Annotated in this window: 11 protein-coding genes; 7 read left to right on the forward strand and 4 right to left on the reverse strand. The window is 68.8% G+C overall.

From position 1 onward, the window contains the following. The first annotated feature begins 60 nt into the window (after window positions 1-60). The 4 genes from KOR34_RS09475 (at window position 61) to KOR34_RS09490 (ending at window position 7474) form a co-directional block, all read left to right on the forward strand. On the forward strand, window positions 61-1797 hold the full coding sequence (locus tag KOR34_RS09475; RefSeq protein ID WP_197531283.1) for a hypothetical protein: 1737 nt from the start codon (window positions 61-63) through the stop codon (window positions 1795-1797). Between the two features lie 174 nt (window positions 1798-1971). Beyond that, the gene (locus tag KOR34_RS09480; RefSeq protein WP_146564329.1) at window positions 1972-3657 is read left to right on the forward strand and encodes a PQQ-dependent sugar dehydrogenase; all 1686 of its coding nucleotides are present in this window, start codon (window positions 1972-1974) and stop codon (window positions 3655-3657) included. A 49-nt stretch (window positions 3658-3706) separates the two neighbouring features. Continuing rightward, window positions 3707-5863, forward strand: coding sequence for a hypothetical protein (locus KOR34_RS09485; protein ID WP_197531284.1), 2157 nt, complete (start codon window positions 3707-3709; stop codon window positions 5861-5863). Window positions 5864-6031: 168 nt separating this feature from the next. Then, entirely contained in the window at window positions 6032-7474 is a 1443-nt protein-coding gene (locus tag KOR34_RS09490; protein ID WP_146564332.1) for a matrixin family metalloprotease, read from the forward strand. A 77-nt stretch (window positions 7475-7551) separates the two neighbouring features. On the opposite strand, the gene KOR34_RS09495 is transcribed toward KOR34_RS09490, so the two are convergent. From KOR34_RS09495 to KOR34_RS09505, 3 genes are all read right to left on the reverse strand, one after another. After that, a complete protein-coding gene (locus tag KOR34_RS09495; RefSeq protein WP_146564334.1) occupies window positions 7552-8238 on the reverse strand; it encodes a hypothetical protein in 687 nt (228 codons plus the stop codon). Between the two features lie 215 nt (window positions 8239-8453). Continuing rightward, window positions 8454-9161: a PDZ domain-containing protein gene (locus KOR34_RS09500; protein WP_146564336.1), complete on the reverse strand. Its 708-nt coding sequence runs from the start codon at window positions 9159-9161 to the stop codon at window positions 8454-8456. A 141-nt stretch (window positions 9162-9302) separates the two neighbouring features. After that, window positions 9303-9926, reverse strand: coding sequence for a hypothetical protein (locus KOR34_RS09505; protein ID WP_146564337.1), 624 nt, complete (start codon window positions 9924-9926; stop codon window positions 9303-9305). Between the two features lie 218 nt (window positions 9927-10144). Here KOR34_RS09505 and KOR34_RS09510 point away from each other — a divergent pair, with 218 nt between their 5' ends. Together KOR34_RS09510 and KOR34_RS09515 are read left to right on the forward strand one after the other, a co-directional pair. Further along, window positions 10145-10765 carry an RNA polymerase sigma factor gene (locus tag KOR34_RS09510; protein WP_146564339.1) on the forward strand — a complete coding sequence of 207 codons (621 nt, stop codon included), beginning with the start codon at window positions 10145-10147 and terminating at the stop codon, window positions 10763-10765. A gap of 1 nt (window position 10766) precedes the next feature. After that, the gene (locus tag KOR34_RS09515; protein WP_146564341.1) at window positions 10767-11861 is read left to right on the forward strand and encodes a bile acid:sodium symporter; all 1095 of its coding nucleotides are present in this window, start codon (window positions 10767-10769) and stop codon (window positions 11859-11861) included. Here KOR34_RS09515 and KOR34_RS09520 read toward each other — a convergent pair. Further along, the gene (locus KOR34_RS09520; RefSeq protein WP_146564343.1) at window positions 11839-14013 is read right to left on the reverse strand and encodes a protein kinase domain-containing protein; all 2175 of its coding nucleotides are present in this window, start codon (window positions 14011-14013) and stop codon (window positions 11839-11841) included. The two genes, KOR34_RS09515 and KOR34_RS09520, sit on opposite strands and share 23 nt — an antisense overlap. A 304-nt stretch (window positions 14014-14317) precedes the next feature. Between KOR34_RS09520 and KOR34_RS09525 the strand changes: the two genes are divergently transcribed. Continuing rightward, window positions 14318-14806, forward strand: coding sequence for a hypothetical protein (locus KOR34_RS09525; protein ID WP_146564345.1), 489 nt, complete (start codon window positions 14318-14320; stop codon window positions 14804-14806). Window positions 14807-15263 lie beyond the last annotated feature (457 nt).

Below are 15263 nucleotides of genomic sequence, written 5' to 3' on the forward strand. Positions count from 1 at the left end.
GGCGACCTAATCGACTTCCCGAGACTCAACCCCCAGCACGGCGCGATGGCCATCAACAATATGCAACTTCGAATTCTCAGCCTCTCGGCGTTCGCCGTGGCGGCCTGCTGTGGCCTGGCTAGCAAGCCGGCCCACGCACAGGTGAACTACCTCTTTCAGGCGGCGCCCGGCGCGGCCGAGTCTGCTCGTCAGTGGAGCACGCCGGGAAACTGGCTGAATCCCGACAACAACAACATGTTTGTGCCGAACGCGATGTTCGACGAGCGCGCCGTCATCGACAACGGGGCCACGGCGATCCTCAACGTCAGCAGCCCGTCGTCGGGCGAGAGCTCGGTCGTCACGCCGGGCGCGCTGCAGGTCAGCAATGGCGGCCTGGACATCCGCAGCACGGGCGCGCTGTTTGTGACCGCCAACGACTTCACGCCCGGGACGGTCTCGATCGGCGGATCGGGCGTGCTGACGATCGCTTCCGGCGGTGTGCTGAATGCCGGCGGCGCCGTGACGATGGCCGGCGGAGCGGCCTACAACGTCGGGGTGACCGGCATCGGCAGCAATGGCCGGATCAACACCGACGCCTCCGCGTCGGTTGGCGGGTCGTTGTCGCTGCAGTTCAGCGGGTACAGCCCGTCAGCGGGCGACTCGTGGACCGTGCTGGAGGCCGCGTCGATCAGCGGCGGCTTCAGCTCCGTTAGCGCTTCGGGCCTGCAGTTCAACGAGACCATCCACGTAAGCCAGGCCGACGTGGCCGGCGGGCGTCGGGCGCTCAACGCTTCGGTCGCCGAGGTGCTCGTGCTGGACGTCAACCGGGACACCGGCGTCGCGACTATCACGCACCCGGGCAGCACCTCGATCCAGCTCGACGGCTACTTTGTTGGCTCAGACTCGGGGCTCCTCCGTGCGGACCCCGCCAGCTGGAACAGCTTCAACGAGAGCGGCGCGCTGGGCAACGACTGGGTGGAAACCGCCCAGACCGTTAACAACATCGGCGAGCTGAAGATTGGTGGCGAAGCCACCTTTGGCGCCGATTTCAACCTGGGCGCCATCTACGACCCGTTGGCCGGTGAGTTCGGGACCGCCGCCGAGGACCTCGAGTTCGGCTACCGCAGCGCGGACGGCTCGAAGTACACGGGCGTTGTGCGTTACAGCGGCGCCAAGGCCAACACGCTGGTGCTGCAGGTCGACCCCAACGGCACGGGCGACGCCTACCTCCGCAATACGTCTAGCACGAGCGTCCAGTTCGACGCCTACGAGGTGCTGTCCGCCAGCGGGGCGATCAGCCCGTCCGCGTGGGACAGCCTGGACGACCAGGACGGGCCGGGTAACGTTTGGCTCGAGGGCCTGAACAACACGGCCAACCTGATCTCGGAGTTCGACTCCGAGGGCTTCACCACCATCAGCCCGGGGCAGAGCTGGAACCTGGGGCCGCTGTTCACCGGCGGTGCGCAGGACCTCTCGTTCAACTTCCTGATGCAGGGCGAAGAAGTCGGCACGGCGGGCCTGGTCGTCTACGAGCAGTACGTGCCGGGCGTCGGTTTGGCGGGCGACTTCAACGAGGACAACGTCGTGGACGCCGCCGACTACACGGTCTGGCGTGACAACGTCGGTGCGGCCAGCCTGCCGAACGACAACGGTCTCGGCGTAGTCGGTCAGGCCCACTACGAGCTGTGGCGGTCGCAGTACGGTTCGACCCAGTCGGGACCGTCCGCCGCGGCCAGCGCGCCGGAGCCCGCCGCTGTCGTGCTGATGTTGGCCGCTGCCGCCGCGTCGATCGGCGGCTGCCGTGGTCGTGCTTCGTGATTGTCTGCGGCGTTGGCATTGAGGCAGTTGGGGATCGGCGGGTCGATTGACCCGCAGGTCCTGAACGCCGGGCGGAGGCAACGGAGGTGATCCGCCGCTGGCGCCGCGTCGTTGTTGTTGGCTCATCGTTCCTCGGCCAGATCGGGGACGCTCCTCCTCCTGGAACAGAACGCCTTGAAACGCCTGTCCGCGGTTATCACCGCCCTCGCCTTGTCCCCCGCCCTGGCCCAGGCCCAGGTGGACGATCCAATCCTGCCCGGCATCACGGTCGAGATCGCCAACGTTCTGCGTCTGCCAGACACCAGGGGCATGGGCCCCGAGGACGGCCGTTCCGGAAACAACTACGCCCGGATCAACTTCCTGCAGGAGATCGACGACAACCCCAACGACTGGTTCATCAACGACCTGCGCGGCCAGGTCTACCGGGTCGAGCCGTCGACCGGGTCGATCACCGAGTACCTGGATGTGGGCGACGAGTTCTCGCGGTTTATCATCGGGCCGGGCGGGCTCTCGACCGGGCTGATCGCGATCACACCGCACCCGGAGTTCGCCTCCAACGGCAAGTTCTACACGATCCACGAGGAGTCGGCCTCCGGGAACCCGGCCACGCCGGACTTCCAGGCGGCGGCCAACGCAGGGAACCTGAACAACGGGCAGCATGGCGTGGTTACCGAGTGGACCGCCTCCGACCCGACGGCCAGCGTCTTTAGCGGCACGCACCGCGAGCTGATCAGGGTGGCTCAGCCCGCCGGCAACCTGCACAACCTTGGCGATATCGGCTTCGACCCGCTGCTGTCGCCGGGCGACGAAGGCTATGGGCTGATGTACCTGGCCGGCGGCGACGGCGGCTACGACGCGGCTGGCAAGGGCAGCCGCCAGGCGCAGCGGCTCGACTCGGTCTTCGGAAAGCTGCTGCGGATCGACCCGGACGGCGACAACAGCTCCAACGGGCAGTACGGCGTCCCGTCGGACAACCCGTTCGCCAACGACGGCGATTCTGACACCCTGGCCGAGATCTACGCCTACGGATTCCGAAATCAGCACCGCATCAGCTGGGACCTGCAGACTGGCGTTATGATCGGGACCGACATCGGCGAGAGCCGCACCGAAGAGGTCAACTTCCCCAAGATTGGCGGCAACTACGGCTGGAGCGAGTACGAGGGAGTCTTGCATCGGGACGGCTCCCCGATTACGCGGGACGACGACACCTCCGAGTTCGAATGGCCGGTCGCCAAGTACGACCACGGCGACGGGTTCGCCATCGCGGGCGGATTCGTCTACCGGGGAACCCTGGTCCCAGAGTTAACGGGAAAGTTCATCTACGGCGACATCGTCAACGGCCGCATCTACTACAGCGACCTGGACGAGATGCTGGCCGCCGACGCCGATGGCAGCTTCTCGACCTCCGCTGACGTTTACGAGCTCTTCCTCACCCAGGACGGCGAGTCGGTCTCGATCGCCAGCCTGGTCACCGAGGAGCGGGGCGGAGAGCTGCCGAACAACCGGGTTGACCTTCGCTTCGGTCAGACCTCCGACGGCGAGTTCTACCTGACCACCAAGCAGGACGGCTGGGTGCGGCAGCTGACGTCGGCGTCAATGGCGGGCGACTACAACCGCGACGGCGTCGTTGACGCGGCGGACTACACCCTGTGGCGGGACACGCTCGGCCAGGCGGGCAGCGCCCCGGCCGCCGACGGCGATGGCGACAAGGTCGTGACGCTCGCCGATTACGATGTCTGGCGCAACGCCTACGGCCAATCGGGCGCCGCCCCAACGACGGCCGCCCCGGAGCCCGCGGCCGCCCTGCTCTGCCTGGCGGCGCTCGGCCTGCCGCTAGCCCGCCGAGGCCGGGGGCGGTAACCAGCGGCGGGGCGCCCCGCCGCGATGCGAAACCCCGCTTGGTGCACCAATGCAACGCACGATGCTTGCCCACACGCCCCGGGCATTACGCCGGGGCGTCTTCTTGCTGCTCACTCTCTCGCTGACGCCCGCGGCGTTCTCGCAGGCGATCGACCGCCGTGCATTGGTGGGTCGACACGCGATCAACTACTCGCGGTACAGCCCCGAAGCTCCCGCCTCGGTCGGCAACGGCGAGTTCGCGTACACCTTCGACATCACCGGCATGCAGACGTTCCCCAGCGCGCAGCCGGGGCATCTGCCGCTCGCCACCATGGCCCAGTGGGCGTGGCACCGGTTCCCGGGCAGCGAAGCGTACGCCTACGAGGACACCCTCAGCGACTACGACGCCCACGGCCGGCGAGTCAGCTACGCGACCGACATGCGGAGCGAAACCGCCACCGCGATCCGTTCCAACCCGCACCGCTTCTCACTGGGACGAGTTGGACTCCTGCTCGAGGGGAAGGACGGCGCGCGGGCCAAAGTTGGTGATCTATCAAACCCACAACAGACACTCGACCTCTGGACCGGCGTCGCGGAAAGCAGCTTTGAGTTCGACGGCCAGCCGGTGCGGGTCCGCACCGCGTCGCACCCGGAACAGGACGCCGTGGCGTTCCAGATCACCTCGCCGCTGGTGAGCGAGGGGCGGGTCGGCGCCGAGCTGCGGTTCTCGTACCCGAGCGGCGCCTGGGGCCCCGGGCTGCAGCGGTGGGACGCGGACTCCAAGCACACCACGACCCAACAACAGGCGCCCGGCGGGTACCGCATTAGTCGCGAGATGGACGGCGTCCGCTACGACGTGCTGCTGTCGACCGACGCCAATCTGGACCAGGCGGGCCCGCACCAGCTGACGCTGAAGCATCTAGGCGCGGACACACTCCAACTGGTGGTCAGCTTCAGGAAAGAAAATGCAGAGCCGGCGGCTGCCGACTCAGCCGCGGAGGTGCTGGAGGCCAGCGCCGGCCATTGGCGCCGGTTCTGGTCGAACGGGGGAGTCGTCGATCTGTCGGACAGCTCCGACCCCCGCTGGAAGGAGCTGGAGCGGCGGGTCGTGCTCTCGCAGTACCTGACCGCCATCAACTGCGCGGGGTCGCTGCCGCCGCAGGAGACCGGCTTGTTGTGCAACAGCTGGTACGGCAAGAGCCACCTCGAGATGCACTGGTGGCACGCGGCGCACTTCCCGCTTTGGGGCCGCGACGAGCTGCTCGAACGCAGCCTCGGTTGGTACGAGCAGATCCTGCCCGCCGCCCGCCGCATCGCCGAGCGGCAGGGCTACGCCGGCGTGCGGTGGCCAAAGATGACCGGTCCGCACGGCGTCAGCAGCCCCAGCGAAGTGGGCGAGCTGCTCATCTGGCAACAGCCCCACCCGATCTACTTCGCCGAGCTGGCCTACCGTTCTGACCCGAGCGCCGCAACGCTCGATCGGTTCCATGAGATCGTGGAGCAGACGGCCGAGTTCATGGCCGACTACGCCGAGTGGGATTCGAGCGAGTCGAACGCCGGCGAAGGGCGGTACGTCTTGGGGCCCGTGCTGATCCCTGCCCAAGAGTGCTACGACGGCCGCGGCAAGCCGGGCGTGCTGAACCCCACCTTCGAGCTGGCCTACTGGCGGTGGGCGTTGCGTACGGCCAACGAGTGGCGCGAGCGGCAGGGGCGCCCCGCCAACGAGGAGTGGGCGGCGGTCGCCGAGAAGATCGCGCCGCTGCCGGTGCGCGACGGCGTGTACACGGCAATCGAGAACGCGCCGTTCACCCGCCGCCGCGACCACCCGTCGATGCTGGGCGCGCTGGGGGTGATGCCGGAGGTCGGCCTCGTCGACCGTGGGACCATGTCCCACACGCTCGACGACGTCCGCGGCGATTGGGACTGGGCCGAGACCTGGGGATGGGACTACCCGATGATGGCCATGACCGCCGCGCGGCTCGACCGCGGCGCCGACGCGGTCGACTGCCTGCTGATGGACGCCCCCAAGAACAACTACCTGCAGAACGGGCACTGCCGCCAGACGGACCGGCTGCCCATCTACCTGCCGGCCAACGGCGGCCTGCTGACCGCGGTTGGCATGATGGCGGCCGGTTGGGACAGCCCGACCCCGCTCCGCGCCGCGCCCGGCTTCCCAGACGACGGCGCCTGGCGCGTGCGTCACGAGGGCCTGCGGCCCATGCCGTAGTTAGTACGCGCTGCCGTTGCGGGCGCCACTCGAGATCGTGGCGGCTTGCAGCACCGCAACGACTGCGGCTCGCCGGTGGCGTCGCGGTCATCCGCGGCCAATCCGACGCAGGATGTTCGCCGCCCGTCTATACTGAACGGGCTTCGATTGATTGCCGGAACCGAGTTGATGCCGCCTCCCTCCTACCTACCTCGTCTGCTGATCGCGGCTGCCGCGGCGCTGCAGGCAACGCACGGCTGGGCGTACGTGCCTGACGAGCGGTGGTCGTTCGCCGCGTCGGGCCCGGCCGGCGTCGAGGGCGACCCGGTCACGCTCACCTGGAGCTTCGTCGACGACGGCGCCAGCATCTCCGATGGCGAGTCGTCGAACCTGATCTCGTACCTCGACGACCAGTTCAACGTTCAGTCGCCGACCGACGACCTCACTGATCGGCCGTGGTTTACGCTCTTCGAGCGGTCGTTTGACCGCTGGTCGGAGTTGGGCGGCGTGACCTTTCAGTACGAAGCCCACGACGACGGCCAGCAGCTGGGCTCGGGCAGCGGCGCCCTGGGCGTGCGGGGCGACATCCGCATCGGCGGCAAGCACGTCGACGGGCCCAACGGGACGCTGGCCTACACGTGGCTGCCAAACAACGGCGACATGGTGATCGACACCGGCGAGACCGCCTTCTACTCCAATCCCTCGAACGACTACCGGCAGTTCCGCAACACCGTGATGCACGAGGTCGGGCACGCGTTGGGGTTGCTGCACGTCGAATCCGACGACTCACGCCTGCTCCTCGAGCCGTACATCACCACCACCTTCGACGGCCCGCAGCTAGACGACATCCGCGGGCTGCACGCCCTGTACGGCGACGCCTACGAGAAGACCTACAACGGCCAAGGCAACGGCGCCTACACCCGGGCGACGCCGCTCGGCAAACTAGTACCCGGCGGCGAGCTGGCGGTTGGATCCGACGCGGCAGGCAACCAGTCGGTTGACCCGCTGGAGACCGACTTCGTCAGCATCGCGAACAACTCCGACCGAGACTTCTTCTCGTTCACGGTCGACGCGCCCGCCACGCTCGACGCCACGCTCACGCCGCTGGGCGGGGTGTTCAACCAGGCTGCCCAAGGTGGCGTGCAGAGCACGTTTGACGCCAACGCCCGAAACGACCTGCGGCTGGCGATCTTCGCGCCCAACGGCATGACGCCGATCGCCGTTGTCGACGCGGCCGACGCCGGCGGCGTCGAGTCGCTCAGCGGCTTCGCCCTCGACTCGCCCGGCCAGTACTACGCCCGTGTGATGGGGGGGGACGACAACGTGCAGTTCTACGAGCTGAGGCTGTCGGCCGCGGCGCCGCTGCTGGTGCTCGCCGGCGACTACAACGGCGATGGGGTGGTCGACGCCGCCGACTACACCGTGTGGCGGGACTCACTCGGGCAGTCGGGCCAGAGCCTGGCGGCGGACGGCAACGGCGACCTGCTCGTCGATTCAGCCGACTACGGCCTCTGGCGATCCAACTTTGGGGAGTCGGCGGCCACGGTCGGGCTTGCCGAGAACGCCCCAGAGCCAGCGGCGGTCCTGCTGCTGGCGTCCGGCGGCCTGGCCTGCCTGCGGCGCCGCCGCTGAACTCAGCCGCCCTACGCAGACAACCCCGGTGGGGACGCCCACCGGGGTTGCGCGTTCTTGTCAGCAGTCCTCAGAACTCACCAGGAGATCTGCGAAGCGTCGCTCTCGCTGACTCCCCAGATCGCGACCGCGTCGGACTGCACGTCGGCCGAGCGAAAGTTGCCGTTGGCGATCGCCACGCCGGCACTGGTGCTGTAGGCCTGACCGCCGAACACGCCGGTCGCGTTGGCCTGGCTGCGGCTCACGGCGAAGCCGCCGTTGGAAACCGCCGTGGAGCTGTTGATCGCCTCGCCGTAGCCGCCGAAGTAGCCTGACGCGTTGGCGCCGCCGCGGGCGATCGCCACGCCGCCGGTCGAGAACGCGGCGCTGGTGCTGCCGGCGAAGGCGTTGCCCCGGGCGCGGGCGTTGTCGTAAGCGGCGGCGTAGCCGCCCTGCGTCGCGGCGATGGCGTTCGAGTCGCTGCGGGCGCCCCAGCCGCGGGCCGAACTGTTCCCGCGGGCGATCGCGGTCCCGCCGTCGGCGGCGGCGATCGCCGTGCCGGTCGCGTAGCCGCCGTACCGGCCGTCGCCGGTCATGCGGGCGTTGGCGTAGCCGCCATTGGTCGCCACCGCGTGGGCGCTGATGTTGGTGTTGCCGCGGCCGCTGGCCGACGCGCGGGCGACGCCGCCGTTCGAGAAGCTGCTGGCCCGGACCTGGGCGGCGGCCTGGTCGGCGACCATCAGCGTCAGGGCGATCATGGCGGCGAGTGCGAGTGAACGGGACATGACTGGTTCTCCTTCTTGGTAGGTTGCGAGTGGTTGTTGGCTCGCGGGTTAGGGTGACACCCCTACCTGCCGGTTGAGTCCGCTGAGCCCGCGCAATGGGCTCACGATTCTTGAAAAGTTTTCAACACCTACTCTGGAGAATGCGCAGCAACAAACCGGGCCGCACCCATCGAGGGAGCGGCCCGGTTCGGATACTAGGGAGTTCAGACGCTAGGCTACATCTGGGCCCGGAGGGCGGCGGCGACTTCGGGAGACAGGGCGTCGAGCTGCTTCTGCACCTCGCCGGCGGCGCCCGCCAGGTTCACCTTCTGCGGGCCGTCGGCCGTCTGCACCACGGCTTCGATCTTGTACAGCCCGTTCGTCATGCTCGACGCGAAGGCGGTCACAGGCGAGCGGCCCACCGACGACGAAGCGCTGGCCGATCGCGGGCCGGTCGTCTGCCACATGCCGCCGACGCGGCTGCTGGTCGGCAGCGCGACCCGCGGCTGGAGCGTGACCTTGTGCGGGCCGGCCCCGGTCAGCAGGATCAGGTCAGCGGGCCGGTCGAGCGGCCCGACCTTGGCCGGGTCGGTCGCAATCTGGCCGTTTACCTGCAGCACCACGTGCCCGGCGCGGATGCCGGCCGCCTCGGCGGGGCTGCCGGCCCGGACCTCGCTGACGTACAGGCCGGCGCCGTCCTGCAGCTCGGGCAGCCGCTGGTAGAGCTCCGGCATCGCGTCGAATTTGAGCCCCCAGTTCAATTCAACCCGGTTGACCGGCGTGGCGATCCCCGCCGCGGCGTGCAGCGAGGGCGGCAGCAGCTGGCTGAGGGTCGAACGTTTCAGGTGCTCGAGGCTCTCGGGGCCGTAGGTGGTGATGCGGGGGCCCTGGGCCAGGACGGGGGTGGCGGCGAGGGCGACAATCAGCAGCACGGAACGGGACATGACTGGGTCTCCTTGAATGTAAACGGTTGGATTGGGGAGTCGCTAAGACTGACTGGCGAATGGCCGACCGGTCCCAGCGCGGAATCTCAAAAAGAACTCAAGAAAACCGGCCAGCGACGCTGGGTCGCTGGCCGGGGAGCGTTACCGGCCGAAACGGAACTTGCGGCCGCTGGGCAGGCTGAAGCCGCGGTTGCCGCCCGAGTTGCGGGGCATCACGGCCGGCTGGTAGTTGTTGCTGGATCCGGAGTTGCCGTTGTTGAACAGCACGGGGGATCCATTGCTGTTGTTTTTGCCGCCGAACGGCACGTACTGCGAGCCCGAGCCTGATCCCCACCGGCGGGTGCGGCTCTCGGTCCAGGCCTTGGTGTTGTCGCCCCAGCCAACGACCTCGCTGCCGCCGCCCTGCTGCGAGGCGCTGCCGCCGGCCTCCACGCGGCCGTTGCCGCCGCCGGTGACCACGCCGCCCTGGCTGACATGGGCGCCGTCGCGGCCAATGGCCATGTTGAAGTTGTGCCCGACGCCCGACGAGCCGTTCGAGGCGCCGATGCTGTGGGAGATCGCGACGCCGTCCTTCGTGACGCCGACGCCCAGCGCCCGGCCGAAGCCGTCGCGGCTCTCGGTCTTGGCGATGCCCCAGTCGCCGACGTAGCCGGCCGAGGCGCCCGATCCGCCCGGGCCGACGTCGACGCCGGAGTCGGCCGATTGGGCCAACGCCAGGGCGGGGGCGAGTGCTAACAACAATGCTGCGGTGAGGGAGGTCTTCATCGTTCTAGTCCTTCGTTTTGCGGGAGGGCCGAGTGGGCTCGGCGTGGGTCGGTTACACCCCTGACTGCCCATCCCCGCCCGCATCCCCGCGCCCGCCGCTGCTTTTTCGCCAAGAATCTTGAGTTTTTCCGGATCGCCCGGACTTTCGACGCCCCCGCGGCCGGGCTAGGCTAGGCTTGGACGCCAGACCTACCTCTTTTCCCCGGGAAAAATGCCCCATGGGCGACGTCACGGTCAATCACATCGGCGGCCTCTACGACGGCGACGAGGAGTCCCTCGCCTGGCTCTGCGAGAACTTCCTCCCCTCCGTCGAGGCCTACAGCCGCCGCAAGATCGGCAAGTTCCGCAAGGTGGCCGACGAGGAGGACATCGCGGCCCAGGCGATCTACATCTTCTGGCAGGGGATCCGCGAGGGGCGTTTCACCGACGTCGAAACCCGCGACGATCTCCGCAAGATCCTCTGCGGCATCGCGTTCCGCACCGCCCAGGGGCACGTGCGTCAGCAGATGGCCCAGAAGCGCGGCGGCGCGGGGCTCCGCGGCGAGTCGATGTTCGCCCAGCAACGCGACGCCGGCGGGCCCGGGCTCGACGGGTTCGAGGGCGGCGCGCCGCAGGCGTCGGGCGAGTCGATGAACGCGGTGCTCGCCCAGTGCGAGGACCTGCTCAAATCGCTCGACGAGCTCGACCGCAAAATCGCTGTGCTGAAGTTCGAGGGCCACACGCACGCCGAGATCGCCGAGATGCTCGACTACTCCACCGGCCACATCGAGCGCCGCGTGTCGAAGATCAAGCAGGTCTGGATGGAACGCGAAACCTACTTCCGCTCCCGCGGCGAGTGACGTGCCGCCCACCGAAGCTCCTCCCGCAGCCGCCGGCCCCCTGGCCCGCACCGCCGAGGTCGTCCACGACTACTTCCTCGGCCTGCTGGCCGCGTGCTACGCGCTGGCGCTGCTCGCGCCCGGCCCGGGCGCGTGGCTCCGCAGCGTGGAGCTTGGCGCCCGCGGCGCCGCGGGCGGGGTGTCGTTGTCGCAGGTGCTGCTGGCTGGGCTGCTGGCGATCGCCGGCGTCGGGATCGACCCAACGCGGGTCCGCGAGTCGCTGCTCCGCCCGCTGACGCTGGGCGGCGCGCTGGTGGTCAAGCTGGTGCTGCCGATCATTGTGGTGTCGGTGATCGCGTGGTTGGCTTCGTTCTGGGCGGGCTGGCTGCCGGCCGAGATGCTGCTCGGCCTGGCGATCGTCGCCGCGATGCCGGCCGCGGCGAGCTGCCCCGCGTGGACGCAGGCCTCCGCGGGCGATGTGGCGCTTGCGCTCGGCGTGGTGGTCGGCTCGACGCTGCTGGGGCCCTGGGCCGCGCAGTTCTGGCTGCCCGGCTTCGCCCAGGCGGCCGGCGCTGACCCCAACATCGCCCACGGGATCAGCCGCGCCGTGCTGGGCAGTTACTTTCTGCTGTGGGTGCTGCTGCCATCGGCGCTGGGCGTGGCTGCGCGGGTGCTGCTCGGCCCCGACCGGATCGCCCGCGTCCGCCCCGCCCTGCGGCTGGCGGGCAGCGGGTTGCTGCTCCTGTTGATCTACGCGTTCGCGGCGGCCGCGTTGTCGCTGGTCGAGGTCCGGCACGCGGGCGAGCGCCTCGCCACGGCGCTCTCGCTCGCCGGCGCGCTGTGCGCGGCGGCTTTCTTGGCCGGTTGGCTGCTGGCGCGGTCCACCCGGGCGTCCGGGCCCACCTCGGCCGCGCTGGTGTACAGCGTCGGCATGCACAACAACGGGGTCGCGTTGCTGCTGGCCGACACGGTGCTGCCGCGCGAGTCGGCCGTTTTTCTGCCGATCATCTGCTACGCCCTCGTGCAGCACGGCCTGGCCGGGATCGTGGACGCGCTGTTCACCCGCGCGCAGCACGCCGCGGGCGGTGCGCCGGCTACGGCCGCTCCTGAACAATAACGCACCAGCCGGAGTCCCGCGTCGCGTCGTCGCGCGACGGCAGCAGCACCGGCCCTGCTGCGGCCAGCCAGCTGCCGGTGAGCGCCGGGTCCACGGCGGCCAGGCAGTCGTGGTAGTCGGCCATCAGCAGCGGTTCACCTTTAGTGGCCCCAATATGATCGAGAACCTCTTCGCCGAGCCAGTACGGCGCAAACGCGTGGTCTTCCCGGTGGAAGTAGTTGTGCTGCATTACCAGACCCCGCCGCGTCTGCTCCTTGTCAAAGAAGTCCAGCCGGGTGTGCGCGATGGTGAGCGCTTGGCCGTCGCCAAGCTTGGCGTCCAGGTTGGTGATGTCGAACACCTCGACCGCCATCCCCAGTACGCCGATCACCGCGGGCTCTCCGTCCGCCGAGGAGGGGTCGTGGATCGGGGTGGAGAACGCTAGCACCGGCTCGAGGTTGGTTCCCTGGAACGGGGCCGTGATCAACGGTCTGGAAGTCGGCTGGATGCCGTCGGTCTCGTCGGCCTGGTAGATCGGCCCCTGCCCGTGGAAGTACTCGCGCCGCGCGTACGACCGGCCCAGCGACTTGTACGGCTCGCCGGTCGACGCTTCGATTTGCGGCGCCCGGGCGATCTGCGTGCCTCGGCCGTCGTTCAGGGCGACAAACCAGCAGTACGACTTCAGCCGCCGCTGTTCGGTCCAGTAGTCCCGCTGGTTGATGAGCCAAGTGTTGACCACTGCCCACTTCTCGCGGTCCTCGGGCGCCGCGCGGGCGGCGCGGACCGCGTCGATCAGCCGCTGGTCCCGCGCCGCGCCCTCCAGCACCAGCAGCCGCCGGTCTAGCTCCGACGCCAGCGCGCCGGCGGCCAGCGTCGCCCGCGACACCAGGCCCTCCCGCCGCGCGGCGTTCGCCCGCTGCGCGGTGCTCGACTGCCACGCCGAGAACAGGGTGGTCAGCAGAAGCAGCGTCACCAATGCCGCGGCCGCGGTCTGCACCACCCGCAGGTGGCGCTTCACCCAGCGGGCCGCCACGTAGCTGAACGACTCCCGGTAGGCCGACACCGGCTCGTCGGCCAGGTGGTGCTCCAGGTCCTCGGCCAGGCGGAGCGCCGTGCGGTAGCGGTCGGCGGGCTCGGTGGCCAGCGCCTTCATACAAACTGCCTCGAGCGGCTTGGAAAGCGCCGGCGCGTGCCTGGTTGGCTTGGGGATGTCGCCGCGGATCGCCCGCTGCCGCAGGTCGGCCAGGTCGCTGGCCTCGATCGGGTGGTGGTCGGTCAGCAGCCGGTAGAGCGTCGCGCCCAGCGAGTAGATGTCGCTCGCCGGCTGCAGCGTCGTGGCGCCGGACATCTGCTCCGGGCTCATGTACGCGGGCGTGCCGGCCATGCTGTCGCTGCTGGCCGAGTCGCTCGTGACCTGCGGCAGCAGCGTCCGCTCGTCGGCCAGCTTGAACTCGGCCTCCCGCCCCACGGCCATCGCCAGGCCCCAGTCCACGACCAGCGTCTCGCCGTAGCGGCCCAGCATCACGTTCGAGGGTTTGATGTCGCGGTGCAGGATGCCCCGGTTGTGCGCGTACGCGATGGTCTTGCAAACCGTGATGAACCGCTGCAGCAGCGTCCGCAGCTCGCTGCTCTGCTCGTCGTACATGCCGTTGGGGTGCGCTTGGTGGAACGCGTCGATCGCCTGGTCGAGCGTCTGACCCTCAATCAGCCGCATCGCGTAGAACGGCCGGCCGTCTTCCACTGCGCCGGCGCAGTACACCGGCGCCACGCCCGGGTGCTCCAGCCTGCTGGTGACCTCGGCCTCGAGCAGGAACTGCCGCCGCGACAGCGGGTCGTGCGCGTGGTCCTCCTGCAGGAACTTCACCGCCACGCGGCGGCCCAGCTGCTGGTCCTCGGCCGCGAACACAATCCCCAGCCCGCCCTTGGCCAGCAACCGCAGCTCGTCGAGCTGCGTCTCGGCGCTCAGGCTGCCGTACAGCGGGTCGTCCGGGTCCGGGCCGGCCACGCCGTCGACGCGGGCGTCCATCGCCCGCAGCATCGCCACCTGCTGGATCAGCTGGGGCAGCAGGTCGGGGCAGTCGCGGCACAGCTCCTCGGGGGTGACCTCCTCGCCCCGGTCGTAGGCGTCGGCCCACTGGTCGACGAGTTCCAAGAGCTGGTCGCTGGTAGCCATAAACGCCTAGGCGTGTGTCTTGAATTAGCCGCGGGGCGTTAGCCCCTGGTTCGAACCGCCAGAAACCGATAGCAAACTCGCGCCCTAACCTGTGCCAGCCCACCCCCGCGGGCGGCCAATCACCGATCTTACCCAGGGCCCCATCGGCTCGCCAGCAGCGGGATTTCTAGGGGTTTGGGGTTTTTTCGGAAGTTTTTCCCCTGCCGCGCGGGGTCGTGCGGGGCAACCGGCAGTACTGGGTGTAGCCCAACGCCGACAACGGCCTCCGGGGCGATCAAAACCATCTCATTCTGGGGGATTTACCATGTTCCGCTCGATCCTGACCTGCTCGTCGCTCGCTCTGCTGATGACCGCTTCGCTTTCCGCTCCTGCCCAGGCCGGCGGATGCAGCGGTGGCGGCGGCGGGCACTACACGCCCCGCCCCATTTACCGACCCGTGGTGCGGCCGGTGGTGACCCCGAAGGTGATTGTGAAGAAGCCCGCCCCGCCGGCGCCCCCCAAACAGCTCCCCGCCCCTCCCCTGCCGCAGGTCGTGAGCGGCTCTCGCCTGTACCTCGACGGCAAGAACTTCGGCGGCGGCGAAGGCAGCGTGATGATGAAGGTCGGCCCGCTGACGATGAACGTTGAAGTGCTGAGCTGGAACGCCGCCGCGGTCGAGGTGCAGATGCCCAAGATGGCCCTCGACCTGGCCCTGCCCGCTAAGCTCAAGATCCTGCGTGCCGACGGCAGCCTGGTAGTGGTCAAAGAGGTGCAGCTCACCCCCGAGGCGCCCCGCCTGGCCCTGGGCCTGTAAGCCCGCCGCCACCCAAGCGACATCCCCCCCCGCCCCGTGGAACGAGCCGTTCGTTCTGCGGGGCTTTTTTCGTCGCCATGTTTTTTGGGCCCCACGGCCCGGTGGCCGCTAGAGTTTCGCCGCGGGACTTTTGTCCCGTTCTGGCGCATCGAGTTTTAGGGACAAAAGTCGGAGGGTTTTGTCTCCCTCGGTTTTCGTTTCACCCTGCTATAGCAGCGCCGACGGCGCCGCACCGGGGACAAAACGACCCGACTTTTGTCCAACCTTGTGACCCCATAGGGACAAAACTCATCCGAAGCTCCTTCCCCAAGAGAACGATCCACGCCGCAACCATCGGCGGAAGCCGCTGGTCTTTGATCCCTAGCACACCGCCCAGCGCAACCCTCATTGCACCACAGCAGGTGGCCGGTTTCTACCGAAAAGATGTGAGTGGGACGGAGTACTTGGAGGCGGTTGG

Origin of the sequence: Posidoniimonas corsicana (assembly GCF_007859765.1) — a bacterium.
Taxonomy (GTDB): Bacteria; Planctomycetota; Planctomycetia; order Pirellulales; family Lacipirellulaceae; genus Posidoniimonas; species Posidoniimonas corsicana.

Excerpts from the sequence above, each read along its gene's own strand:
- KOR34_RS09505 (WP_146564337.1), bottom strand. The coding sequence starts at position 9,926 with ATGAAGACCTCCCTCACCGCAGCATTGTTGTTAGCACTCGCCCCCGCC.
- KOR34_RS09520 (WP_146564343.1), bottom strand. The coding sequence starts at position 14,013 with ATGGCTACCAGCGACCAGCTCTTGGAACTCGTCGACCAGTGGGCCGAC.
- KOR34_RS09525 (WP_146564345.1), top strand. The coding sequence starts at position 14,318 with ATGTTCCGCTCGATCCTGACCTGCTCGTCGCTCGCTCTGCTGATGACC.
- KOR34_RS09495 (WP_146564334.1), bottom strand. The coding sequence starts at position 8,238 with ATGTCCCGTTCACTCGCACTCGCCGCCATGATCGCCCTGACGCTGATG.
- KOR34_RS09500 (WP_146564336.1), bottom strand. The coding sequence starts at position 9,161 with ATGTCCCGTTCCGTGCTGCTGATTGTCGCCCTCGCCGCCACCCCCGTC.
- KOR34_RS09475 (WP_197531283.1), top strand. The coding sequence starts at position 61 with ATGCAACTTCGAATTCTCAGCCTCTCGGCGTTCGCCGTGGCGGCCTGC.
- KOR34_RS09510 (WP_146564339.1), top strand. The coding sequence starts at position 10,145 with ATGGGCGACGTCACGGTCAATCACATCGGCGGCCTCTACGACGGCGAC.
- KOR34_RS09490 (WP_146564332.1), top strand. The coding sequence starts at position 6,032 with ATGCCGCCTCCCTCCTACCTACCTCGTCTGCTGATCGCGGCTGCCGCG.
- KOR34_RS09485 (WP_197531284.1), top strand. The coding sequence starts at position 3,707 with ATGCAACGCACGATGCTTGCCCACACGCCCCGGGCATTACGCCGGGGC.